Here is a 23,600-nt window from a genome sequence, read left to right as displayed (position 1 = left end):
TTCACAAATTCATTCCCGAAAAAACAACTCTTTCATATGCTTCTTTTTCAAATCATGGCATTATGGCTACAGAGTATTTCAATGAAGCTGAAACTTATAAACTGAGGCACAAGTTTACTCTTCGTAAACAACCACTATGAAACATGAGTTGGCTCTTCTTTGTCTAACCCTCAACCAAAAATGCAACCCTCCTCACAAGATACTCATATTTTACCTCGTTTTTTTTACTTTATGAATGATGAATGATATTCTAAAGAAACCGAGAAAAGTTTACGTTACACGAACCATCGAGTTCAATGCTGCACACCGATTGTATAGCACTGATCTTTCTGACGATGAAAACCGTGAATTGTACGGCAAATGCAGCAACACGTATGGCCATGGCCACAACTACGAACTTGAAATAACTGTAAGCGGAATCGTAGACCGTGCTACTGGATTTCTGCTCGACATGAAAGAGTTGAAAAAAATTCTTGAAAAAGAGATCATGAGCCGGTTCGATCATAAACATCTCAACTTCGATGTTGAAGAACTCAGGGATATGGTCCCGAGTACCGAGATACTTGCCGTTACGGTATGGGATATTTTAACAACCGCATTGCAACGTTACATTAACAAGGGAATAACCCTTCATGAAGTCACAATCCATGAAACAAGAAAAAACTCCGTCAGATACCTTGGTGAATGAGCCTCCATCATATTCAGGATACAGTTCATGCGCCGATGACGAATGTTTCGACGACACCCGCAACACCGACCCGGAGGCTATTTCCGGCATATCAAACGCTGTCTACACTATGCTGGAAGGCATAGGAGAAGATCCCGAACGGGAAGGGCTTTTGAAAACTCCGGAAAGAGTAGCGCGATCAATGCGCTTTCTTACAAAAGGGTACCGGCAGAACCCGGTTGAGATGTTGCAAAAAGCTGTCTTCACCGAATCTTACGATGAGATGGTGCTTGTCAAGGATATTGAACTTTTTTCAATGTGCGAACATCACATGCTGCCATTCTTCGGAAAGGCTCATGTAGCCTATATTCCGAATGGAAAAATAGTCGGCATTTCCAAACTTGCACGTGTGGTCGAGGTTTATGCCCGCCGCTTACAGGTACAGGAACGCTTGACCCAACAGGTAAGAGATATCATTCAGGATGTCCTGAATCCAAGAGGGGTAGGTGTTGTCATCGAGGCAAAACATATGTGTATGGTCATGAGAGGAGTTGAAAAGCAGAACTCAACCACAACAACGTCAGCTATGTCAGGCGAGTTTCTTTCTTCTCAGTCAACAAGAAGCGAGTTTCTGCGTCTGATCAATCGCTGAGAACACTGCTGAGCATTTTTTTACCTTCATCAACAGCTGTAACAAGCAGTTCTTCAACGATTTCGCTAATCCCGCTGCCGAGACGAAGATCTCTCGGCGGCACCCCTATCAAAACAATCTTTCGAGGCACTTTTCCATGAAGCCTTGCTATCGAAAGAAGCTCGCTCAAACCCATCTGGTGTGATGACATTTTACGATGGATGAACGACGGCAGTTCATTATCGATATACACATAAACCTGCCTGTCGTAATCGGAAGGAACAATGGCATCATAAATCAGGACCACATCGGCCGACTCGATATAGTCGAGAAGGTAGAGACCTTGTGTTCCCCCATCGATGAACTGAACTCTATCGGTTAACTCCGGACACTCTTTTTCGAGCCGCCTTACCGCTTCTACCCCGAATCCCTCGTCACCAAACAGAATATTGCCGAGACCGATGACATTTATTTTTTCCATATGACACTTCTCCAGTCATTAACCATGTCGCACTTTACGACCACCATGCAAAATACCACTGACAGCTAGATCTCAGGATACGTTCAGTGGAATACTTGTTCCGGATTTCACGGATCGAACCCGAAAATGACAGTAAGAAAATATGATGTGACCGACGACTGTAATAACTACTGCTCTTGTCAATCCAAGGACGGTTCGTCCTCCACTTTGTGTTTATACCCGGTAATAATCGATGATGTAACGCTGGTACGATCAACGACATCATGGCGAAAGACAGCATAGAGATGAAGAATCACGTAAAACGGAAAAATCCAGGCTGCACTGTGATGAACGATGTGGAGGTTATAACTGCTGCCGAAAAGGGGGATCAGCCAACCAAACATGGTATCGGTAAATCCTCCTGGATTATTCTCCCCATACATTGCAAGACCGGTAAAAATCATGAAAAGCGAACCAAGAAAAATGAAAATGAAATAGGACATTGCAGCTACCGGGTTATGACCGATATATCTCGGCTCGTCCGATCGCAGGAAAAGATACGAGGCCATCTGCTCCCTGAAAGGTTTCCCCCACCATTTCGGAGACCATGGCCTGAAACCGGCAAATCGTGCATATTTGTCATACCCGAACAACGCCCAGTACATACGGAACAGATAATTAGCAATAAAGATAAACGCCGCTGTAAAGTGCAAAAAACGAAAAATGGACATCTGCTTGAACCAAACTGCCTCGCCGATCGGTGGATTGAGAAATGGTGAAGCGATGTACAAGCCCGATACAAATAAAACCGTGATACAGAGTGCATTGATCCAGTGGTACATCCTTACCGGAAGCTTCCATACATAGATTTCCTCGATAATTCTGCCCATGTTTTCCTCCCTGTCTAAACGATGGTGACCTTGGTGATTTCTTTACCGTTCATATCAAAAACATGAGAAGCACAGGCAAGACAAGGGTCGAAAGAATGAACGGTTCTGAGTATTTCAAGAGGCTGCCCTGGATCGGCCATTGGTGTTCCAGCGAGAGCCGATTCGTAAGCACCGACAGCTCCGTTTGCATCACGTGGTGAAGCGTTCCATGTCGAAGGAACGACAATCTGGTAATCCTCTATCTTGCCGTCCTTAATATGAATCCAGTGCCCAAGCGCACCACGGGGAGCCTCTGTATAACCAAACCCTTTTGCTTCTTTCGGCCACCTGGAAGGATCCCACAGCTCGGTGTTCGCTGTTCTCAGATCACCCGCCTTGACATTGTCGACAAGCTGATTGTAGTAATGCATCATAAACCCGGCGGTCTGCAGGCACTCGATACCACGGGCGGCAGTTCTTCCCAGCGTCGAAAACAAAGCTTCCGGGCCAACCTCGAGCTTGCCGAGAATCATGTCAACCGTTTCCGTGATCATAGGATCATCTTTTGCATAGGCCAACAACACTCTTGCAAGCGGTCCAACCTCCATAGGATTGTTTTTCCAACGGGGAGTTTTCAACCAACTGTATTTCTTGTCCGTATCGAGAAATTCAAATGGAGGTTTCGGACCGGTGTACTTAGGGTTTGTCTCCCCTTCCCAGGGATGAAGTCCCTTGCCGTCACCATTGCTGTAAGTGTACCAACTATGGCTTACCTCTTCGGTCACCTGGTTCAGATCCCGGGGATCGACCTCGTAAATCGTCGACAGGTCCTTGTTGAGAATCGCACCTCTCGGCCATAACAGTGACGCTGCATCATCGATACTTTTTTCTGGAAAATCCCCATAACAGAGGTAATTACCAAGACCGCCTCCATAGAGCCAGTCCTTGTAAAAACCGGCTATTGCAATCAGATCGGGAATATAGACCTGCTCGATAAAAACCTTAGTATCCTCGATGATCTTCTTTACCATGCTGAGGACCTCGATATTGATCGCCGTGTTCCTGTTCGGGTCGATTGCACAGGCCATGCCACCAACAAGATAGTTTGGATGCGGATTCTTTCCCCCAAAAACAGTATGGATCTTGACAATCTCTTTCTGAAAATCAAGAGCCTCGAGATAATGAGCAACCGCTATAAGGTTGACCTCGGGGGGGAGTTTATAAGCCGGATGTCCCCAGTATCCGTTCGAAAAAATTCCTAACTGCCCGCTTTCGACAAAGCCGACAAGCTTCTGTTGCAGATTATTAAAATAACCGGGTGACGATTTAGGCCAGGAGGAAAGGCTCTGCGCTATGCGGGATGTTTCTTTGGGATCGGCCTTGAGCGCGCTGACAACATCGACCCAGTCCAGTGCATGGAGATGGTAAAAATGCACCAGATGATCCTGGGTTTGCTGGGTTGCATTCATAAGGTTCCTGATAATCCTTGCGTTTTTGGGTATTTCTATATCGAGGGCATCTTCTACACACCGCACAGACGCAAGTGCATGAACCGTCGTACAAACACCACAGATACGCTCAGCAAAGGCCCAGGCATCACGGGGATCTCTACCTTTGAGTATAATTTCGATACCTCGCCACATAGTACCGCTGCTGTATGCATCTTCAATGACATTGTTTTCCCCGAGTTTCGCTTCTATACGCAAATGTCCCTCGATTCTGGGGATTGGATCGACAACGATTTTTTTCGCCATAATACGTTTCTCCCGTTACTTGCGAACACACCGATTCATGTTTTCCGTAACTCGATTTTCTTATCCTTCGAGTTGATCGTTTTCACTATCTGTTTTTTTCTTTCTTACTGCCGTTACGGCAGCATGAGCCGCTGCACCTGCCGCCGCAGCACCAACAGCTATCACACCGATCCTGTCGGCATTCATATCGGTACCGAGAAACGATACATCGGCAAGCCTTGTATAAAACGGCCCGTCATCCCAATACCCCGGTGCGGCACAGCCAAAACAGGGATGTCCTGAACCGATAGGGAAACTGATCCCTTGATTCCATTCCGTTTTTGAACAGGCATTGTACGTCGTCGGCCCTTTACAACCCATTTTGTAAAGGCACCACCCCTTTCTTGTGGATTCATCATCGAAGTCCCTGACAAACATTCCAGCATCATAAAATGCTCTGCGATAACACTTGTCATGGATTCTCGTACCGTAAAAAGCTTTCGGCCTTTTCAGCCGGTCAAGCTCGGGAAGAGTGCCGAAGGTATGATAATGCGTAATAACACCAGTCATTACTTCAGCAATCGGGGGACAGCCAGGAACATTGACAAGCGGCTTGTCTGTGATTAATTCCGAAACAGGAACAGCACCGGTAGGATTTGGGGCGGCATTCTGAACACAACCAAACGTAGCACATGCACCCCATGCAATAACCACGGCGGCGTCGGCAGCGGTCTCTTTCAGAACGTTCAGATAAGAATCTCCGCCAACAAGACAGTAGACACCGTCGTCTTTTGTAGGAGCATTCCCTTCACAGGCCAGAATGTACTGGCCCTTGTACTCTTTCATGATCTTTCTGCGCACCTCTTCCAATTGATGTCCTGCTGCTGCACTCAGTGTATCGTCATAATCGAGCGAAATCATATTGAAAATGATATCTGCCATGACAGGATGAGAAGATCTGATAAACGACTCCGTACAGCAGGTACATTCAAGCCCATGAAGCCAGATAACCGGCGTTCTTGGGTTTGTCTCCATGGCATGGATGATTTTTGGCAGGAGAGAAGGTGCAAGTCTCAGAGATACCGAGGTGAGCCCGCAGAACTTCAGAAAATCACGACGGCTTATACCTCGTGACTTGAAAATCTCAGCATAAGTAGGTTGTTTATCCATTGAAACCTCCTGATTACCGAAACAGCACGAGAGTGAACAACACTGTTCGATATGTTGACATAAGGACACCTTTATTGACTTACAGCGCACCATGATTACTTCTGTGATCGGTGCAGAAAATTCTCACATGTTCACTGTACACTCCGGTTTCTGCGATCCGCTCGCCTCGTACTCATGCCGTTTGTGACAATACATGGAAGTGCCCATGACTTCTGAAGAGATTATGAAGCAAAATCAAAAGAAAGTTAACAATTGCTTAAAACAAAACATAACAAACAATGTCACACATAAAAATATGCAATCAATTTATTATTCACATAAAGCCTAAATAATCCTTAATTATTAAGTAAAAACAACCATATAAAAACAATTTTTCAGTAAAATCCTCTTACACATAAAATCCCTTATAACATTGATATTTTACCAGGAACTTCCTTGTCCCCTCTGGGCTTGTTACTCTATGTACCTATTTTTCACGTACAAGACAGTACAGGATACTCCTGCCTAAAGAGCAATGTAAAGGCACAGAACAAGAGCGAAATTTCAATCACAGCTAACTGAAAAAAGATATGTCTCCCCATAATGTTTTATCCCCTCGACAAAAAGCCCTACAGATCAATCTCGATGAAACCCTCTATGGCAGTTTTGCAGAAATCGGTGCCGGTCAGGAAGTAGCTCGTCATTTTTTCCAGGCTGGAGGAGCTGCGGGTACCATTGCACGCACCATGTCTGCTTATGATATGATCATGTCAGATGCAATGTATGGAGAAACCGGCCGTTATGTGAGCGAAGAACGGCTGATCAGCATGCTGAAGACTGAATGCACTACCCTGATGCAACGCCTTGATCTCGAACGGGGAGAAAGCACTCGTTTCTTCACCTATGCAAATACGGTAACCGCAAAGGGATACCGCGGTGCCGGAAATTACCATGGCTGGACCGGTGTGAAATTCCAGCAAAATCCAGGAGACGAACCAAGTCAGATAATTATCCATATCAAGCTTCTGGACAATCAAAATCTTTTTCAGCAGGAAGCCATCGGGACATTTGGAGTCAACCTGATTCACAGCTGTTATTACGCGAGTGACAGTATGGAATATTTTGTTCGCTCTTTGATGGACAATCTAACGAACGAGCGCATACTGATCGACGCGATCAAGGTTACCGGTCCGGCTTTTCGTCATATGGATGACCGCCTTCTGAGTCTCGAACTGGTCAACAACTGCTTCACCGATGTCATTATGTTCAATGACAGGGGTAACGTGGTGCAACCCTCGGAAGAACTGTACAAGAAAACCATTGTCGCTCTCCGCGGTAGCTTCCGCCCGCCAACGTTATTGAACATGGAAATGCTTCAAAAAGGAGCGGAACAGTTCAGAAGCAATTTGCCTGAAGAAGAGAGAGAAAATATCATGACTCTCGCTGAAATCTCCATGAACCGTCTGATTGAACGAGGATCCATCGACAGCGAAGACTTCCTGGCTCGTATCGACATGCTGACCTCCATCAGTCAACCGGTACTGATTTCGCACTTTCAGCATTTCCATACCTTGAGCCATTATTTGTCGGACATCTGCAAGCGCCGTGTAGCATTTGCCGTCAGAGTTCACAATTTGCAGGATATCTTCGATGAGGAAAACTATAAAGATCTGGATGGAGGATTTCTGGAAGCGTTTGGAACGATGTTTGGCAAGAACACCCAGATGTATGTCTATCCGGAGAAAGCAGATAATGAAGATATGCTGCTTACATCGGATTCGGTCACCCTCTCAATTCATATAAAACCGCTTATGGAGTATTTCAAAAACAACAACTTCATTCAGGATATCAAAGACTTCAATCCGAACGTAGCGAACATCTGGTCGCGTACGGTTGTAGAAAAAATCGAGCTGGGTGATTCAAGCTGGCAAACCATGGTTCCGGCGCCCATTGCCGATGCGGTCAAAAAATCCAACCTCTTTCGCGCAGGTTGAGAACAGTAACGAACAATTTTCGCAAACTCCCTACTGTTAACAGCTCTCTATTACACGGAGTGCTTCGGTGGACAGGGCAAGCGAAGCGTGTGAGACGGGAACCCATCGATTTCCATGCGTTCCATCATGGATGCCGGATCAAGTCCGGCATGACCATAAGAAAGATTGGATAGCGCATTGCCGTGAATTCCGAAGAACTATTGTGCAGGACGGCATAAGGTTTTAGGCTGTCTTTTGTAACACCTTGTTTGCTTTACTCCAAAGCCCTGACATGATGAAAGCCCTTGTCAGTACAACTGGTTGCCGAACACTGTAACCGCGAAATGTGCGAAATCGGAAAGCGGTGTAAAGAAAATACCGAAGTACAACGTCAGCAGCATAAGGCATGCTGTAACCAGCCTTGGAAGTAAACCGGTCTTGATGGTATCGGGAAGCGGTTGCTTCGATTCACGCAGATACATGTTCAGGGGTATCAACATGTAGTAATACAGAGAAATAACGCTGGTGAGAATCCCGATGAGAGCAAGCCAGACAAAAACCGAACCTTTTGCGAGAAGAGCGGAAAAAATCATCAGCTTTCCAATGAAACCTACAGTTGGTGGAAGTCCTACCAGTGAAATCAGGAACACGGTCATAGCCGCACCGGTAAGGGGCATTCTCCGGCCGAGCCCCCGATAATCTTCGATGTTCTCGCTTCCAGTCTTGTTCGCGATGATCACAGCGACAAGAAAAGCGCCGAAATTCATGAAGAGATAAGAAAGCATGTAGAACAATGTCGCCTGAGTTCCCAGCTCATCCATGACGATAATGCCAAGGAGAATGTAGCCTGCATGAGCGATCGAAGAATATGCAAGCAGCCTTTTGACATTTTTCTGCCAAAGAGCGACGACGTTACCGTAAATCATCGAAGCGACCGACAGGATCATCAATAGCATCAGCCATTCGGAACCCGGCGTGAACGCACCAGTTTCGGAACCGTGAGGAACCGCCACATAGAAAAACCTGATGAGCAATGCGAATCCGGCCGCCTTGGATGCGACAGACAGTAAAGCGGTAACCGGAATAGGTGCGCCCTCGTAAACATCGGGACTCCAAAAATGAAAGGGAACTGCACCGACCTTGTATCCGATACCGGTAAGGATCATGATCGAAGCGATCATCAGTGTTACCGGATCGTGCCCCCTCGCAATCAAAACGGTGCTGATTTCAGAGATATTGGTTTCCCCGGTTAGACCATAGAGTATTGAAAAACCATAGATCATCAAGCCCGAAGAAACCGCACCATAAACAAGGTATTTCAACGACGCTTCAGTTGAACGTCGCTCACGCTTCAAATAACCGGTCAAAACGTATGCGGAAAAACTGACAAGCTCCATCGAAACGAATATCATTACCAGGTCAGTGGACGATGCCATCATCACCATGCCGATCACCATACCTATAACAAGAACATAGTATTCCCCTACCCCTGATGCCCTGTTGTTAAGCTCATCCGAGGACATCGAAAGAAAAACGGTCAGAATGCCCGAAAGCACGAAAAAATACTTGAAAAAGATCGCGAACTCATCGATGACATACATGCCGAAAAAGATCTCTTGTCCGGTCATTGTATGCTGCTGCCAGATAAACCAGAGACTACCCGCAAGACCTGCAAGTGATGTAATCGAAAGAAGATGGTGCTTTTTCGGCCTGAAAATCAGATCTACCAGAATCAGCACGAGAAAGAGAGCTGACAGATATATTTCGGGTAGATAATATGCTGCACTGGACTTCAGAGTCGTAATCACCGCCTGAATTTCAGTACCGGATGGTAGCTCGTACATATTATTGACGTGAATGTTCTAAAAAACGTTATTCGTATTTATTTTTCCGGCATTCTGCTTTTTCATTACAACTTCATCCCAGATCAGTTCAAGGCTGTCATTACAACCGGCGACAACACCTCGACAAGTTTGTTGATGCTTGTGGTTATCATACCGAGAACCGGCATCGGATAGATACCGAGGAAAATGATAATCACCGCAAGAGGAACAAGCATTGCAAGCTCTCTTCCATCGAGGTCGTTCTTGCCTTTCCAGTCATGGAAATGGATCTGATCGTTACCATCGGCATCCTTGTGCAGCTCGTAAACCGCATCGGGCCTCCGTTTTCCAAGAAAAACCCTCTGCAGAGACCATAACAGATAAACGGCACCGAACAGAATGCCCAATGCTGAAACGATAGCGACATAGCGTATATTCTCGGAACTGAACGCCCCTACGAAGACAAAGACCTCGGAAATGAACCCGCTGAGCCCCGGAAGCCCAAGTGATGCAAACCATGCAACGGTAACGATTCCGGCATAAACCGGCATGTAAGAGGCCAGACCGCCGAACTTGTCGATCTGGCGAGTATGTGCACGGTCATAGATAACACCGACAAGAAGAAAAAGCATCGCCGTGATAGTACCATGATTGAACATTTGATACAACGCGCCGGTCATGCCTTCAGTGTTGTTGGCCGCAAGCCCTAGCAGCACATACCCCATATGGCTGATAGACGAGTACGCAACGAGCTTCTTGAGATCCGACTGAGCCAGTGCACAAAATGCACCGTAAAGAATATTGATCGCTCCGAACACAGCGATAACATAAAGTGATGCCTGAAACACCTCTGGGAAAAGCGGGAAGTTTATCCTCATCATACCGTAGGTACCGAGCTTCAGAAGAACACCAGCCAGAATCACCGAAATCGGTGTCGGCGCCTCGACATGGGCATCGGGAAGCCAGGTATGGAACGGGAACATTGGCACCTTGATTGCAAAACCGATAAACAGCACGATGAATGCTGCATAACGCCACACAACACTTTCCGGCCCGAAAATTGAACCGGGAAGATAGTTTTCCTGACTTGCCATTGCAACGATGCTGAACGTGTGATTACCGGTCGCAGGATCGATAACGCTGAAATACAGTCCGATCATGACCAGTAGCATGAAAACGGAGCCGAACAGCGTATAAAGGAAAAACTTGATGGCTGCGTACTCCCTGTTCGGACCGCCCCAGATGCCAATGAGAAAATACATCGGAAGAAGCATGAGCTCCCAGAACACATAAAACAGGAAAAAGTCAAGAGCCACGAAACACCCCATCATCGCCGTACTCAGAAGGTTGAACAAAATGAAGTAGCCCTTCACCTGTTTTTGTATCGTCCAGCTCGACAAGACAGCAATAATGGAAATGAGTGCCGTCAGAATTACCATCGTAATGGAAAGTCCGTCAACACCCATGAAATACTCGATATTCAAAGTGCCGAAGTTACCGAGGTCCAATGTAATCCAGGGAAGCCTTTCGACAAACTGGAACGAACCATCGAGCGAACCGTCAACAGCGGCTGTGATACCCGGAAGAGAGGGATCGTAGCCTTGCCAGATGAGAACGGCAAGAGCACCCTGTACGAGAGCGGCAAGTAATGTTACGATCCTGATGATCTGCTTTTGTGATGACGGCACTGCAAGAATTATCAGGCCGGCTATGATGGGCAGAAATACAATTAAACTCAGCATCTTCAGTTATCTGTTAGTTTCAGATTAAATAAAAACCTCTCTTCATCTATGAGCTAGGGCATTAGCTGAAAAAAGTAGTACACGATATATCCCGTAACGGCAACAAGTACCATGACAAGATAGGTCTGAACTTTTCCGGTCTGGATTTTTTTCATTGCTGCCCCGGATGTCTGAACGAAAAAGGCAGTGAAGTTTACAAGGCCGTCAACAACATAGTGGTCGAAATTGCCGCTTGCCGTTCCCAACCTTCTCACCAACGCACCAAGCCCGTTCACGATACCATCGACAATATTGCTGTCGAACCAGGCCAACAGCTTCGATAAGAACAACGAACCTTTGATGAACGTAGCATCATATATTTCATCCCAGTACCACTTGTTGTACGAATAAAGATACAGCGGTCTTATGCGCTGCGCCGTTTTTTCCGGATCGATGAATCCGAAGGCGTATACAATCAGCGCAAGCCCTATACCGAGTGCAACCATGAAGCTCGAATACATAATGGCAGGATCATGATTTTCATGTGTTGCATGAGCAATCGCTGCCTGACGCGGATCGTCAAATACCGGCCCATGATGCTCGTCCCCATGCAGCTTATCGTGTTCCGCGTTATGTGTAACGGCATGCTCCTCAGCGTTTGCATGAGTGGCGGCTGCCGAATGATCGCTTCCGTCGATTTCACTATGCACTGCCTCAGTGACGTTCTCATCGGCAACGACCTCATTCATATGAAGATCCGCTGCCGACTCTTCCATGACGGTCTCATGCTGCATTTCCGATACGCTATGGGCACTGGCGTTTTCACTCACCATGCCTGCGGTAACAACCGTTTCCGGAGTTTGCACCAGATGCATGAACCAGCCTTTTGCACCATCGAGAGGATCCGGCGAGTAAACCGCAAAAACCGATAAGGCAGCCAGAACAACAAGGGGCATTCTCATCGCCCAAGGTACTTCGTGGACCTCATGGTGGCCGTGCTCATCATGTTCATGATGGTCATCGTGTCCACCGGCAGGTTTGAGATGAGTCCTGCTTTCTCCGAAGAATACCAGCCAAATCTGTCGGCCCATATAGAACGCCGTGAGCATCGCAGAGAAAAACCCGAGAATCGGTATCAGGTAGTATATACCGCCACCTTCAACTTCAGCAAATCCTAGCGCACCGGCAAGAATGGCATCCTTGCTCATAAAACCACTGGTAAGTGGCAGACCGGCAAGAGCGAGAGTTGCAAGAGTGAACGTTACAAAAGTCCATGGCATTTTCTTGCTCAGCCCCCCCATCCATCTCATGTCCTGCTCGTGATGCATCGCATGGATAATGGCGCCTGAACCGAGAAAAAGGCATGCCTTGAAAAACGCATGGGTAAGAAGGTGGAAAAGAGCTGCAGAGTAGGCGCCAACCCCCAGTCCGAGGACCATATATCCAAGCTGCGAAACCGTCGAGTATGCCAGAACGCGCTTGATATCATGCTGTGTAATGGCAATCGTGGCAGCCATAAAAGCGGTAATCGCACCGATGAATGCTATGACATGCAGCGCATCAACCGTAAGAATAACAAAGATCCTTGCGACGAAATACACACCGGCAGCAACCATGGTGGCTGCATGAATAAGAGCCGAAACCGGAGTAGGGCCTTCCATCGCATCGGGAAGCCAGACATGTAGAGGAAATTGCGCCGATTTTCCGACACATCCCATGAAAAGAAGAATACCGGCAGCTGTCAGCCAAGCCTGGGACATGTGAAAATCACCGGCCTTGATATGTTCGTAAATCTCATCGTATCCGAAAGTATGAAACTGTGAATAGAGAATAAGAATACCCAGCAACATACCGATATCACCCACACGGTTGGTGAGAAATGCCTTCTTTTGAGCATCTGCCGCACTGTCTTTTTCAAAAAAGAAACCAATAAGCAGATAAGAGGATAGTCCGACAAGTTCCCAGAAAATATAGATGGAAAACAAGCTGTCAGAAAGGACGATACCGAGCATCGAAAAGGTGAAGATACCGAGATATGCGAAGTAACGTCCGTAGTATTTATCTCCGGCCATATAACCGGTTGAATAAATGTGCACAAGCAAACTGATAAGCGAAACCATCGTCAGCATGATCGCCGTCAGGTTGTCGATCAGTATCCCCATTTTGATTGTCAATGGGCCGACTCCCGGCACATTACCAAAATCGATCCAGTTAAAATTCCAGGTAAGTTTGAATGCAGGATCGTAACCGACGACAATGACATTCCAAAAAATCCAGGCGGAAATGGCAAATGTCGCCCCGAGCATACCAACAGCCAAAAAGTCACCGTTTCGTGGCAAACGACGATTGAAAAATATCAACAGTACAAACGAAAGCAGCGGAAGCAGCAGTACGATTATTGATAACTGGATTAGGTTGTGCATATCTTTTTAGGCTTTACAGAAAAACAATAGAACCAGATTCCCTTGTTATAACTTACTCTTTCAGTGAATCAATACTGGATACATCCACAGTATTGAACGTTTTATAAATATTGATGACAATCGCCAAAGCAATTGCAGCCTCCGCCGCGGCAAGAACAATCACAAAGAGACCGAACATAACGCCTTCCATTCCACCATTGTATTTGGAAAAAGCGAGCAGATTGATGTTAGCCGCATTAAGGATCAGTTCAACTCCCATGAGCACGACAATGGCATTCTTGCGGGTAACGATTGCGAACAGACCCAGCCCGAAAAGTATTGCCGATATGACGAGATAGTGATTGAGCCCTATTGTGTTGAAAAAATCCATGAGAATTTACTTTTCATTCATTTTTCGGGGATTATCGAACCTGGCAAGAAATGCTGCTCCGATTAGAGCGAGCAGCAGGAGAATCGAAGCCATTTCAAAAGGCAGGACATATCGTGACATGGTTTCGAAACCGATCTTTTCCACGACACTCCCCTGCAACTGGTCATCCGTTGTATACCAGTCCGCTCTTGTCAAAAAGGTATAGATAAGCCCACCTGTTATGGTGATCAGCAAAAGAATACCGGGCACAATGTTGAGAACCTCTGTCTTCAGGTTGGTCACCATGATCTTGTTGGTGAACATGACACCGAAAAGCAGCAGCACCAGAATCCCCCCGACATACACGATAATCTGGGTCACTGCAATAAAGTCGGCACTGAGAAAAACATAGAGTGCAGCCACGCCAAAAAATGTAAACAGCAGAGAAAATGCCGAGTAGACGACATTTTTTGAAAAAACCACAAAAGCAGCTGAAAAGACCGTAATTGCGGCGAACAAATAAAAAATTACAGTATAGGTCGTATTCGTCATGTGTTATACACCCATTAGTGTTTAAACTGTGCCTATGAGGAACCTTTGTCAGATCCAGATTTCGGTGCGGGTTTCGGCTTGGGCTTCGGTGCCGGTGCCGCTTTCTTCTCTTCTTCGAGCTTCTTGCGTTTCGCTTCGGCTTCCAGTTTTGTCAGGTTACCGAAATGATAGATCATGTCTTCCCGTCTGAATACGGAAAAATCGCTTACCTGTGTATGATAAAGACAGTCAGTGGGACAAACGGCAGAACAGATACCGCATGTCATACACTGTGCGACATCGATATCGAAAACAGGTACCCAAAACCGCTTTTGCTGACCACCTGAAGTTTTACCGCAAACAGCAAGATCATCCTTGGTTACCTTGATGGTCTCGATGGTGATACAATCGATCGGGCATGCCCGCGCACATTGGTTGCATCCAATGCAGTCATCGATATCGTTATAGAGTCTGTAATGACCTATTTCGGGAGTTGGAACCGCTTCTCTCGGATATTGGAGTGTAACCAGGCCATCAACCTGATTGAAGTAATTTTCTTCATCGATACCGGCATCGCCTTTACGCCTGACTGCATTGAAAAAATGGCGCAGGGTGATTCCCATACCGGTGAGAATGGTTGTGATACTGCTGCCTATATCCCTGAAATACTCACTCATGTTTTTCTCTGAATCCTATTTGACATAAATCTCCCAGACTGCAGTCAGCACAAATGCCACAAAAGCGAACGGTGTAAGCACTTTCCAGCAAAGATGCATGAGCTGATCGACTCTCAGCCTTGGAAGCGTCCACCTCAACCACATCTGGATGAAGATGAAAAAGAAACCCTTCATCACGATCCAAAATGCTCCCCAGACAGGACCGGTAGTCCAGTCATTGAGCAACAGAGAGCCGATATTCGGTAACGGTGAATTCCAGCCGCCGAGAAAAACGATTGAAATGATCGCCGATACCATGAACATGCTCGCGTACTCCGCAAGAAAAATAACTGCAAATTTCATTCCGGTATACTCGGTGAAATACCCGGCCACAAGCTCTGATTCAGCTTCGGGAATATCGAACGGAGCACGATTCGTTTCAGCAAGAGATGCGATGAAATAAATAATGAACGGCAGCCATGCGATAGGATTCTGAAACAGGAAAAAGTGAAGAAATCCGTACTCACCCTGCTGAAGGAGGTTGAATTGCTGCATGCTCAATGTGCCTGCCATCATGGCACCGCACAAAATGGCGATTGCCGCAGGGATCTCATAGCTTACGATCTGGGCTACACTCCGGATAGCACCGTAAAGAGCCCACTTGTTATTCGAACCCCAGCCGGCAGCGAGAATACCGACAACCTCGAGGGCGACGATACCTATAGCATAGAAAAGTCCGACATTGAGGTCGGCTCCGATAAACGCAGGTCCGAAAGGTAAAACAGCGAAAGCGAGAAACGACCCGACAAACAGCACACCGGGTCCGATGACAAACAAAAACTTGTCTGCCGATTTATTGACGATGTCCTCTTTCTGAAGTAGTTTCAGAATATCGGCAAGAGTCTGTAGAATTCCCCACTTTCCAACTTCCATAGGACCGAGTCGATCCTGCATGAATGCGGATATTTTCCGCTCACCGTAGACACCATATGTCAGGGCATAGAGAGCGATAAAAACAAGAGGAATAGCCGCAATGACAATCAGCCCAAGAGGTATTCCGAAAAGATGGAGTTCTGAAAGCGCATCGGACCATGCATTGAGACTTGTACTCATGACTAAAGAAAAACTGTTAGGCAAAAGAGCTCCGTTACTCATCGGTCTACCTCCCCAAGCACAATATCGATACTGCCTATAATTGCGACAAGATCAGGAATAAGTTGTCCCCGAGAAAGCTCTTTCATAGCGGAGAGGTTTACGAAACAGGATGAGCGTGCCTTGCAACGAAGAGGCTTGGTTGATTTCCCGTCACTTTGGATGTAAAAACCGAGTTCACCTCGCGGATTTTCTGCACGACCGTAAACCTCACCGGCTTTCGGTCTTATACGCTTTGGAATTGCCGCCCTGGGATCGAAACCTTCCTCCTCCGGCATCATTTCCAGGCACTGCTCGATAATCTTGAGACTCTCCTCCATCTCCAGAGCTCTGACGACGTGACGGGAAAGACTGTCCCCGATATCGGAAAACTTACCGTCGGGAACGCAAACCTTGAAATCAAGCTCCGGATAAATGGAATACGGATCGTCTCTCCTGAGATCCCATTCAACACCGGAACCACGCAACATGGGACCGGACCAACCATAGTTGACAGCAACATCGGCCGGCATCATGCCGACTCCTTTGGTACGTTTAACGAAAATCTCGTTCTCCGTCAAAAGCCTCTGGAGTTCAACCGCTTTCGGCCTGAAATATTTGACAAACTCGGAAGCACGCTGCTTGAAACCTTGAGGAAAATCATGAGCCACCCCGCCAATCAGGATATAATTATAGAGCATTCTCGCTCCGGAGGCCCACTCCAGAAGGTTGAGGATGTGCTCCCTGTCACGGAAACAAAAAAGAAACGGTGTAAAAGCGCCAAGGTCGATAGCATAGGTACCGATAGCGACCAGATGGGATGCTATCCTGTTGAACTCTGACACAATGACGCGGATAAACTCGACACGTCTTGGTATTTCGATATCGAGAAGCTTTTCAACGGCAATGCAGAAAGCAAAATCGTTGTTCATGGAAGCCAGATAGTCCATTCGGTCCACAAAAGGAACGATACCCGGATAGTCAACCATTTCGGCATGTTTTTCAAAACAACGGTGGAGATAACCGAGATAGGGCTCAGCCTCGATAACAACCTCACCATCCGTTTTGCACTCAAGCCGAAGAACACCATGAGTCGAAGGATGCTGAGGCCCCATATTCAGGATCATCTCTTCACTCGAGATGTCTTTTTCAATAATCACCCGGTTCTCCCCCTGAGGGGTCACCCTGACTGATGAATATTCCGCCTTTCCCAACTCCTGCATCTGTAGTGCTTTTACAATTAAAACATGTCTTTCGATTCCTTAATCCGGCACCTTGATCCCATGATAGGTCTCTTGCACCTGGTAATCCTTGCGAAGAGGATATCCTTCCCAGTCCTCGGGGCATAGAATCCTCCTGAGGTCATCATGACCTCCAAACCTCATTCCGTACATGTCGAACGCCTCCCTTTCATGCCAGTCTGCCGTTTTCCACACCTTCATAACCGATGGAATGATCCCCTTGTCACGACAACACTTAACCTTGACAGCAATTTTGTGGCCATGCTCTCCAAGCGATTCGAGATTGCATACGATACCGAGCTTTTCTTCTTCAGGATAATCGACTCCCGAAAGACAAGCCATATAATTAAAACGAAGCCTTGCATCATCACGCATAAAAAGAGCGATCTCTCTCCAACGCTCCGTTTTCAATACCTCGAAAAAAGGCATGAAAGCATTTTCATCCAGCTCCGACACAGCATCACCGAACTTTTCTCTGATAATCTGCCAGGCTGCTTTCGCAGCGATAACCTCGGCTGACTGCGGTTTATTTTCCTGTGTATCTTCCATCCGGAATCTGCTTGAATTGTTTTATGACGCCATTGCGCCTTTTCGCGCTTGCTGTATAAGCTGACTTGGATCGACGCTCTTTTCTTCGAGCTTTTTCAACGCCTCTGCACGTGAAATCCCAATTTGCTCCATACGGATCAGTTCCTGAACTTTCATTAAACCGCCGATAAGAGCTTCCGGCCTTGGCGGACAACCGGGAACATAGACGTCTACCGGTATTATCCTGTCTACCCCTTTAAGCACATGATAACCGTGCTTCCAGTAAGGACCGCCACAATTCGAACAGCTCCCCATTGAAAGGACATACCGCGGCTCGGGCATCTGCTCATACAGTCGAATAACCCTTTCTGCCATCTTCATGGTAACGGTTCCGGCGACAATCATAAGATCTGACTGACGTGGGGACGAACGAGGAAAAATACCGAAACGCTCGAGGTCGTAATTGGAAGCATTTGTAGCCATCATCTCGATAGCACAGCAAGCCAATCCGAATCCCATAGGCCAGAGCGAAGAGAGACGAGCCCAGTTCATGACATTGTCGACCGAGGTCACCAGCACATTGTGCTTCGATATATTTGCATCAAGTAATCCCATATCCTTTTATGCTTGTATATTAATTCTCTATCGGGGTATTACCGGTCATTCTCATCTTCATCGATAACAGGCATGGCTGGAACATTCGGCGTCGGCCTGACCCAGTCCAGATCACCTTTTACCCACGCATACACCAGACCAACGATCAGAATACCTGCGAAAACAAGCGCCTCGATCAATGCGAAATCACCAAGCTGCTTGAAAACCGTGGCCCAGGGAAACAAAAAAACAACCTCGACATCGAAAATGATGAAGATCAGGGCAACGACGTAGAAACGTATATTGAACTTAATCCAGGCAGAACCAACAGCTTCTTCACCACACTCGTATATTGCAAGTTTTTCAGGATTGGGTCTGCTGGGGCGTAAAAGGCGGGCGGTCAGATAACCTCCGATAACAAAAACGATACCGAGGAGAAGAAAAACAAAAATGGTGCCGAAATCACTCAACGTTTGGTCCATAAGAATATATTTTACGTTGATATCTCTGGCTCATGAGACTCTGTTTTAACAAGCTTTTAACAAGTGCGCCCAATATACACAAAATTGTTCTCGAAACCACAAAAAAAAGCCAAGAAGAAAACATCCCCACACTTTACCACAGCACGAAACAACCTTAATAAAGAAATGAAATAAACCAACAAACAATATAAAAAAAGGCAAAAACTAATTATCCCCGAATATTTTCTCACTAAGCAAGACAAGGTAGCGAAATGCAAAAAAAGTCAACAATAGTGACAACCCGATTACCAAAGAGTGTTCAAGCCAAACAATCCCGATGAACAGTGCAAACAATTTTCCGAGAGTCACAGAAAGAAACAGCCACAGTATAGGAAACCAGGCTATAGCGAAAACAATCTGAAGCCCTGTTTTCATCAATTGCTTTCTTGTACAGCCATCCTTCACCTCAGGTTTCATCAAAAAACAGCCCTCCGATTTGCAATGCAAGGGAAGGATCGAGTTCCTTCAATATCAAATGCTGCTCCTTCAAGCCCTTGAAATCGCCCTGAGAAAGACAGTACATCGCCATCTTACAATGCGGTTCAGCCCCATCCGGCTCCAGTTCGAGCGCTTTCTCGATCGCCGCTCTCGCCTTGCCATACTCACCCATATCGATATAAACGTCTCCAAGAAGGCAATAAGCGTCAACATATGAAGGATCGATGTCGAGAACCCTTTCCAGAGTACCGACAGCCGCAGCCTCTTTTCCCATGGTCAACTGTACGAATCCCAGGTTCTTGTATGCGTGCAGAAAATCCCTGTCGAGCGCAACTGAACGAAGAAAATCCTGACCCGCCTGACGATAGTTCCCGGTTGACATATGGACAACCCCCCTTGAATACAGAACATTGACATTCCGGAAATCTTTTTTCAGCAACCCGTCAAGAACACCAACCGCCTCGGAATACCTGCCGGCACCGATATACGCCAAAGCGAGTTCATACTGTTTCTCATTATCACCCGGATCGTTACCGGCTTTTTTTTCAAGCTCCTCAAGTTCCAGCATGTTCACCGATTTTTTTTTCAGACCACAAATTCTCGAAGACCTCCTGAACTGCATGAAGCTTTTCCATTTCATCGACAATACGTGCAGCAAGCCATTCTGCAAACTGCGGAAAACCATTGATACAGCGAACATACTGCTTGTAGGTAAACGGAGATTTTTCAAGCAGTGTTCGTGCCTCATACTCTGTTTCGCTGTTATCGGCAAAAAAACCATAGGGAAACATCACCACACTGTCGTACCCCTCGGCCTGGAACTCCTGAAAAGCTTTTTGAACGGTTTCAGCTGTCCATTCACCTCCCGTTGTATGGTTCATACACCCCTGCTTGACTCCATGAAAAACATTTCGAGGATCATTTATTATTTGCCTTTTCACCATCTCGAAAAACTCACCAGTTTCATTCAATCCTGTAAATACTTTCGGAGGATTTCCCGCACGATCTCTCACAAGAGTGCCGTGAATAACAAGCACCAACCCCTTTTTTCCAGCTTTGCCCAGGTACGACCTATCGATATTCTGAAACAGATAATCGGTATAGAGCCTGTGCAACTCCTTGTCCTGCCAAAGCTTGTTCAGCATACGGGTCTTTTCAAACTTTTGATCTCCGTAAATATCCGTCACAATTTGACAAGCGACCCCACAGGAAAAAGCTGACTCCACTGGAATCATCGGAACAACAATCACCCCATCATACTGCGCCTGAATACTTGCGAGAGAATCCTCGAGATACGGTGGGACAAAATAGTAGGAATCGAAAACATCGACATCTATGGAAGACAGAATAGAACGATCATCTCTACGGATCTGATCGGCAATCGACCTGGTCTGACTTCTATTGGTAGCGACAAGGGTTGACTCGTAGTTGTGTAACCGCCAGTCGATATAATGCCGCGTTGACCGGTAATCCGCAATCAGATAGACCAGGAATTTCGGTACCTTGACAATTTGCCGGGTTATGACCTTGACTATTCTCCGGGTACTTGGCCAGAGATTTCGCAGCGTCAGTCTTTCAACCTCACCATATGTTACAATAACAACAGCATACTTTTTTTTCTTCACAATCCAATCCACCACTTTAATTCGGCAAACATGACCAGAAAACCGATCAAGCTGCCAACAAGAGTCTGCATGAACGTATGCGCTTTCAAATAAATTCTCGACCACATCAGTACCGGAACAAGAAACATGAGCCAAAACACCACAGCACCAAACTGGATATACAGCAACGCTATTGAAGATGCTAACGTAAGAAGGTGAACACTGATCTTCCACTGAAGGGTTATCAGAAGAATAAGCACCGTATTTACTGCATTAAACAGTAAAATGCCGGTAAAAATTCTTGGTGCTTCAAGTTGCTGCATCAACTCGTATCCCAGAAAATTGACTCCGACCATGACGAGTAAAGGCAGAAAGCGCTGTTCGCGAAAAGTAATGTTGTAGTCGGAGACCTTCCCTATTTTCTTCAGTCCGTATATCAGCAGTACTGGAACAACAGTACTGGCAAAAAAAAGAAGTAAAAAATAGTCCCATCGAGCAGGGTCATCTCTGAAACCGAAACGTGCAACAAAAAAATATGCTGCGGGTGCCACAACTATCGGGCTAATCAACCAGGATATCAGCGATGCTAAGCGATGGAAAAACATGGAGTAAGCAAGGAGCAAAAAAGAAGTTACGCATAAAAAATCAACTATCATGGAAGATAGTTTTTATTAAAGAAAAAACCACTTATATTCTTTTTTCATCGCAGAATGCGAGAGTGGTGAAATTGGTATACACGCTAGTCTTAGGAACTAGTGCCGCAAGGCGTAAGGGTTCGAGTCCCTTCTCTCGCACGCTAAAAATGGAATGTATCTGAAAAACCGTCTTGGGCATTTCGATACATTCACAAGCCAAAGTGGCGGAATTGGTAGACGCGCTGGACTCAAAATCCAGTGGGTGTTTAACCCGTGTGGGTTCGAGTCCCACCTTTGGTACGACGCTATCCCCTGCAGCAAAATACAGCCAGCATGGAAAAAATGTATTCGCCATGGAGAGAGGTGTACATGGAATCTTTCAAGGATGAAAGTCATCCCTTCCACCCGGCAAAAGATATCTTTACCGATATCCCTCCTGAACAAGACGAGGAACGCTACGTGTTGCACCGCGCGAAAAAAAGCTTCATCATCATGAATCTTTTTCCCTACAACTGCGGGCACCTCATGGTCATCCCCTTCAAACAAACACCTGAGCTTTCCGACCTTGACGACGCAACGAAGCTTGAAATCATGCAGCTCACCGATATCGGCATCGAAGGGCTTCGAAGAACAATCCATCCGCACGGGTTCAATTTCGGCGTCAATGTAGGAAAAGTTGCCGGCGGAAGTGTCGATTCACATATCCACTTCCATATCGTACCCCGTTGGGAAGGGGATACGAATTTCATGCCAGTTGTCGGAGAAACCAAAGTGCTGAGCAACGATATGCGCAGACTTTACAATCAGCTACGGAAAGCTATCGAGGAAATAGTTCAGGAAAAAGCCGGAAAATAAAAATCATGGAGAGGCCCGCTAGCCCCATAACCGGTAACAGATCTCCAACCCCCTTCATGACGGTCAATGACCGGCTCGATTCCAAAAACAGCCGACAATGGCAACTGGTCCAGGATCCTCTGTCAGAACTGATCTATCTCTCTCCTTGCCCTGACGAAACTGAAATGACAGCCTATTATCCCTCCTCATGCTACGATCCGTACCTGTCCGCAAAAACCACGAAATCTTTTCGAGACACCCTCTACCTGATCCTCAGAAAATTCACTCTCGGCAGAAAAGCATCACTGATCGAGAAAATAGCCTCTCCCCTCTCTTCCGGCTCAAAAATACTCGAGGTAGGCTGTTCCAGTGGTGAGTTGCTCGATATACTTCAGCAAAGAAACAGCCTTCCCCCTGAAAACTGCATCGGGTTCGAGAAGGACGACGGTACAGCTTCTCTTGCAATGAAAAATTACAGACTTGACGTAAAGACCGTTCCATTTTGTGAAAGTTCACTTTCAGATACTTTTGACCGCATCATATTCTGGCATACACTCGAACATATTCACCGAATCAACGAAACACTTGACAAAGCCGCTCAATATCTCGATACAAAAGGGGCTATGATTATCGCTCTTCCAAATGCCGAAAGCTACGATGCAAGCTTTTACGGCAAGCACTGGGTAGCCTGGGATGCCCCTCGACATCTCTACCACTTCACGCCAAAAACCCTAGGAAAGCTGCTCAAAAAACACAGTCTTGAAATAACCTCGATGCAGCCTTTCATATTGGATACTCTTTACAACTGTATCTACAGCGAAAAAATTATCCACCGCGAAAAAGGACGTCGATATGCATCCTCTCTGACCAGCGGAATCCTTCGTGGGATACAATGTATGCGTAAGGGAGTACAAAACAACGAACAGTCCTCAACGCTCGTATATACCGTCAAACGGGTCGTAAGAGAAAAGAAATCCGGGAACTTAATGCCTTGAGAAAAGGTATTGACCATCATATTCGAATGCATCGTCCTCTCAGAACCATGGGAGAACGCATTGAATTCAAGGCTATCCGAACCCCCATATAAAC

Annotated in this window: 24 protein-coding genes and 2 tRNA genes; 7 read left to right on the top strand and 19 right to left on the bottom strand. The window is 46.4% G+C overall.

The genetic code is table 11. From position 1 onward, the window contains the following. Window positions 1-238: 238 nt before the first annotated feature. Entirely contained in the window at window positions 239-688 is a 450-nt protein-coding gene (locus QZ209_RS07470; protein WP_294346501.1) for a 6-carboxytetrahydropterin synthase, read from the top strand. Beyond that, window positions 648-1,319: a GTP cyclohydrolase I FolE gene (gene folE / locus QZ209_RS07465; RefSeq protein WP_294346498.1), complete on the top strand. Its 672-nt coding sequence runs from the start codon at window positions 648-650 to the stop codon at window positions 1,317-1,319. Before QZ209_RS07470 ends, folE begins: the two co-directional genes overlap by 41 nt. Here folE and QZ209_RS07460 read toward each other — a convergent pair. The 4 genes from QZ209_RS07460 to QZ209_RS07445 form a co-directional block, all read right to left on the bottom strand. Beyond that, window positions 1,309-1,779, bottom strand: a complete 471-nt coding sequence (locus tag QZ209_RS07460) for a HyaD/HybD family hydrogenase maturation endopeptidase (protein WP_294346494.1) — start codon at window positions 1,777-1,779, stop codon at window positions 1,309-1,311. The two genes, folE and QZ209_RS07460, sit on opposite strands and share 11 nt — an antisense overlap. A gap of 179 nt (window positions 1,780-1,958) precedes the next feature. After that, complete coding sequence (gene cybH / locus QZ209_RS07455) at window positions 1,959-2,648, bottom strand: Ni/Fe-hydrogenase, b-type cytochrome subunit (RefSeq protein ID WP_294346491.1); 690 nt, start codon at window positions 2,646-2,648, stop codon at window positions 1,959-1,961. A gap of 14 nt (window positions 2,649-2,662) precedes the next feature. Beyond that, a complete protein-coding gene (locus QZ209_RS07450) occupies window positions 2,663-4,381 on the bottom strand; it encodes a nickel-dependent hydrogenase large subunit (protein WP_294346488.1) in 1,719 nt (572 codons plus the stop codon). Window positions 4,382-4,441: 60 nt separating this feature from the next. After that, on the bottom strand, window positions 4,442-5,530 hold the full coding sequence (locus QZ209_RS07445; RefSeq protein ID WP_294346487.1) for a hydrogenase small subunit: 1,089 nt from the start codon (window positions 5,528-5,530) through the stop codon (window positions 4,442-4,444). Between the two features lie 569 nt (window positions 5,531-6,099). Here QZ209_RS07445 and QZ209_RS07440 point away from each other — a divergent pair. After that, complete coding sequence (locus tag QZ209_RS07440) at window positions 6,100-7,503, top strand: hypothetical protein (RefSeq protein ID WP_294346484.1); 1,404 nt, start codon at window positions 6,100-6,102, stop codon at window positions 7,501-7,503. Between the two features lie 287 nt (window positions 7,504-7,790). On the opposite strand, the gene QZ209_RS07435 is transcribed toward QZ209_RS07440, so the two are convergent. The 15 genes from QZ209_RS07435 to QZ209_RS07365 all read right to left on the bottom strand — a co-directional run bounded on the left by QZ209_RS07435 (window position 7,791) and on the right by QZ209_RS07365 (window position 21,647). Then, window positions 7,791-9,326 (bottom strand): NADH-quinone oxidoreductase subunit N, encoded by a 1,536-nt coding sequence (locus QZ209_RS07435; RefSeq protein WP_294346481.1) that lies wholly within the window; start codon window positions 9,324-9,326, stop codon window positions 7,791-7,793. Window positions 9,327-9,409: 83 nt separating this feature from the next. Beyond that, the gene (locus QZ209_RS07430; protein ID WP_294346478.1) at window positions 9,410-11,047 is read right to left on the bottom strand and encodes an NADH-quinone oxidoreductase subunit M; all 1,638 of its coding nucleotides are present in this window, start codon (window positions 11,045-11,047) and stop codon (window positions 9,410-9,412) included. A gap of 53 nt (window positions 11,048-11,100) precedes the next feature. Next, window positions 11,101-13,449 carry an NADH-quinone oxidoreductase subunit L gene (gene nuoL / locus QZ209_RS07425; protein WP_294346476.1) on the bottom strand — a complete coding sequence of 783 codons (2,349 nt, stop codon included), beginning with the start codon at window positions 13,447-13,449 and terminating at the stop codon, window positions 11,101-11,103. Between the two features lie 52 nt (window positions 13,450-13,501). Next, window positions 13,502-13,819 (bottom strand): NADH-quinone oxidoreductase subunit NuoK, encoded by a 318-nt coding sequence (nuoK, locus tag QZ209_RS07420; protein ID WP_294346473.1) that lies wholly within the window; start codon window positions 13,817-13,819, stop codon window positions 13,502-13,504. Window positions 13,820-13,825: 6 nt separating this feature from the next. Then, window positions 13,826-14,350, bottom strand: coding sequence for an NADH-quinone oxidoreductase subunit J (locus tag QZ209_RS07415; RefSeq protein ID WP_294346469.1), 525 nt, complete (start codon window positions 14,348-14,350; stop codon window positions 13,826-13,828). Window positions 14,351-14,382: 32 nt separating this feature from the next. Further along, complete coding sequence (locus tag QZ209_RS07410; protein ID WP_294346466.1) at window positions 14,383-15,006, bottom strand: 4Fe-4S binding protein; 624 nt, start codon at window positions 15,004-15,006, stop codon at window positions 14,383-14,385. A gap of 15 nt (window positions 15,007-15,021) precedes the next feature. After that, entirely contained in the window at window positions 15,022-16,140 is a 1,119-nt protein-coding gene (gene nuoH, locus QZ209_RS07405) for an NADH-quinone oxidoreductase subunit NuoH (protein WP_294346464.1), read from the bottom strand. After that, window positions 16,137-17,339, bottom strand: a complete 1,203-nt coding sequence (locus QZ209_RS07400; protein WP_294346462.1) for an NADH-quinone oxidoreductase subunit D — start codon at window positions 17,337-17,339, stop codon at window positions 16,137-16,139. Before QZ209_RS07400 ends, nuoH begins: the two co-directional genes overlap by 4 nt. Window positions 17,340-17,378: 39 nt before the next feature. Beyond that, entirely contained in the window at window positions 17,379-17,906 is a 528-nt protein-coding gene (locus tag QZ209_RS07395; RefSeq protein WP_294346460.1) for an NADH-quinone oxidoreductase subunit C, read from the bottom strand. A gap of 21 nt (window positions 17,907-17,927) precedes the next feature. Beyond that, on the bottom strand, window positions 17,928-18,500 hold the full coding sequence (locus tag QZ209_RS07390) for an NADH-quinone oxidoreductase subunit B (protein ID WP_294346459.1): 573 nt from the start codon (window positions 18,498-18,500) through the stop codon (window positions 17,928-17,930). Window positions 18,501-18,538: 38 nt separating this feature from the next. Then, window positions 18,539-18,961 (bottom strand): NADH-quinone oxidoreductase subunit A, encoded by a 423-nt coding sequence (gene ndhC, locus QZ209_RS07385; RefSeq protein WP_294346457.1) that lies wholly within the window; start codon window positions 18,959-18,961, stop codon window positions 18,539-18,541. Between the two features lie 204 nt (window positions 18,962-19,165). After that, window positions 19,166-19,417 (bottom strand): hypothetical protein, encoded by a 252-nt coding sequence (locus QZ209_RS07380; protein ID WP_294346456.1) that lies wholly within the window; start codon window positions 19,415-19,417, stop codon window positions 19,166-19,168. Beyond that, window positions 19,407-20,006, bottom strand: a complete 600-nt coding sequence (locus tag QZ209_RS07375) for a tetratricopeptide repeat protein (RefSeq protein WP_294346453.1) — start codon at window positions 20,004-20,006, stop codon at window positions 19,407-19,409. Before QZ209_RS07375 ends, QZ209_RS07380 begins: the two co-directional genes overlap by 11 nt. After that, window positions 19,993-21,063: a ferrochelatase gene (locus QZ209_RS07370; protein ID WP_294346451.1), complete on the bottom strand. Its 1,071-nt coding sequence runs from the start codon at window positions 21,061-21,063 to the stop codon at window positions 19,993-19,995. Before QZ209_RS07370 ends, QZ209_RS07375 begins: the two co-directional genes overlap by 14 nt. Then, window positions 21,060-21,647 carry a hypothetical protein gene (locus QZ209_RS07365; RefSeq protein WP_294346585.1) on the bottom strand — a complete coding sequence of 196 codons (588 nt, stop codon included), beginning with the start codon at window positions 21,645-21,647 and terminating at the stop codon, window positions 21,060-21,062. The genes QZ209_RS07370 and QZ209_RS07365 overlap by 4 nt, the downstream gene beginning before the upstream one ends. Before the next feature lie 107 nt (window positions 21,648-21,754). Here QZ209_RS07365 and QZ209_RS07360 point away from each other — a divergent pair. From QZ209_RS07360 to QZ209_RS07345, 4 genes are all read left to right on the top strand, one after another. Beyond that, window positions 21,755-21,836, top strand: a tRNA-Leu gene (locus tag QZ209_RS07360). Window positions 21,837-21,892: 56 nt separating this feature from the next. Then, window positions 21,893-21,977 (top strand) — tRNA-Leu (locus QZ209_RS07355). A 33-nt stretch (window positions 21,978-22,010) separates the two neighbouring features. Continuing rightward, window positions 22,011-22,532 carry an HIT domain-containing protein gene (locus QZ209_RS07350; RefSeq protein WP_294346448.1) on the top strand — a complete coding sequence of 174 codons (522 nt, stop codon included), beginning with the start codon at window positions 22,011-22,013 and terminating at the stop codon, window positions 22,530-22,532. A 5-nt stretch (window positions 22,533-22,537) separates the two neighbouring features. After that, a complete protein-coding gene (locus tag QZ209_RS07345; RefSeq protein ID WP_294346446.1) occupies window positions 22,538-23,506 on the top strand; it encodes a class I SAM-dependent methyltransferase in 969 nt (322 codons plus the stop codon). Window positions 23,507-23,600 lie beyond the last annotated feature (94 nt).

This window comes from Prosthecochloris sp. (assembly GCA_015482705.2).
Classification (GTDB): Bacteria; Bacteroidota; Chlorobiia; order Chlorobiales; family Chlorobiaceae; genus Prosthecochloris.
The sequence above is the reverse complement of the archived record's forward strand: the minus strand, read 5'-3'. Positions and strand labels throughout refer to the sequence as shown.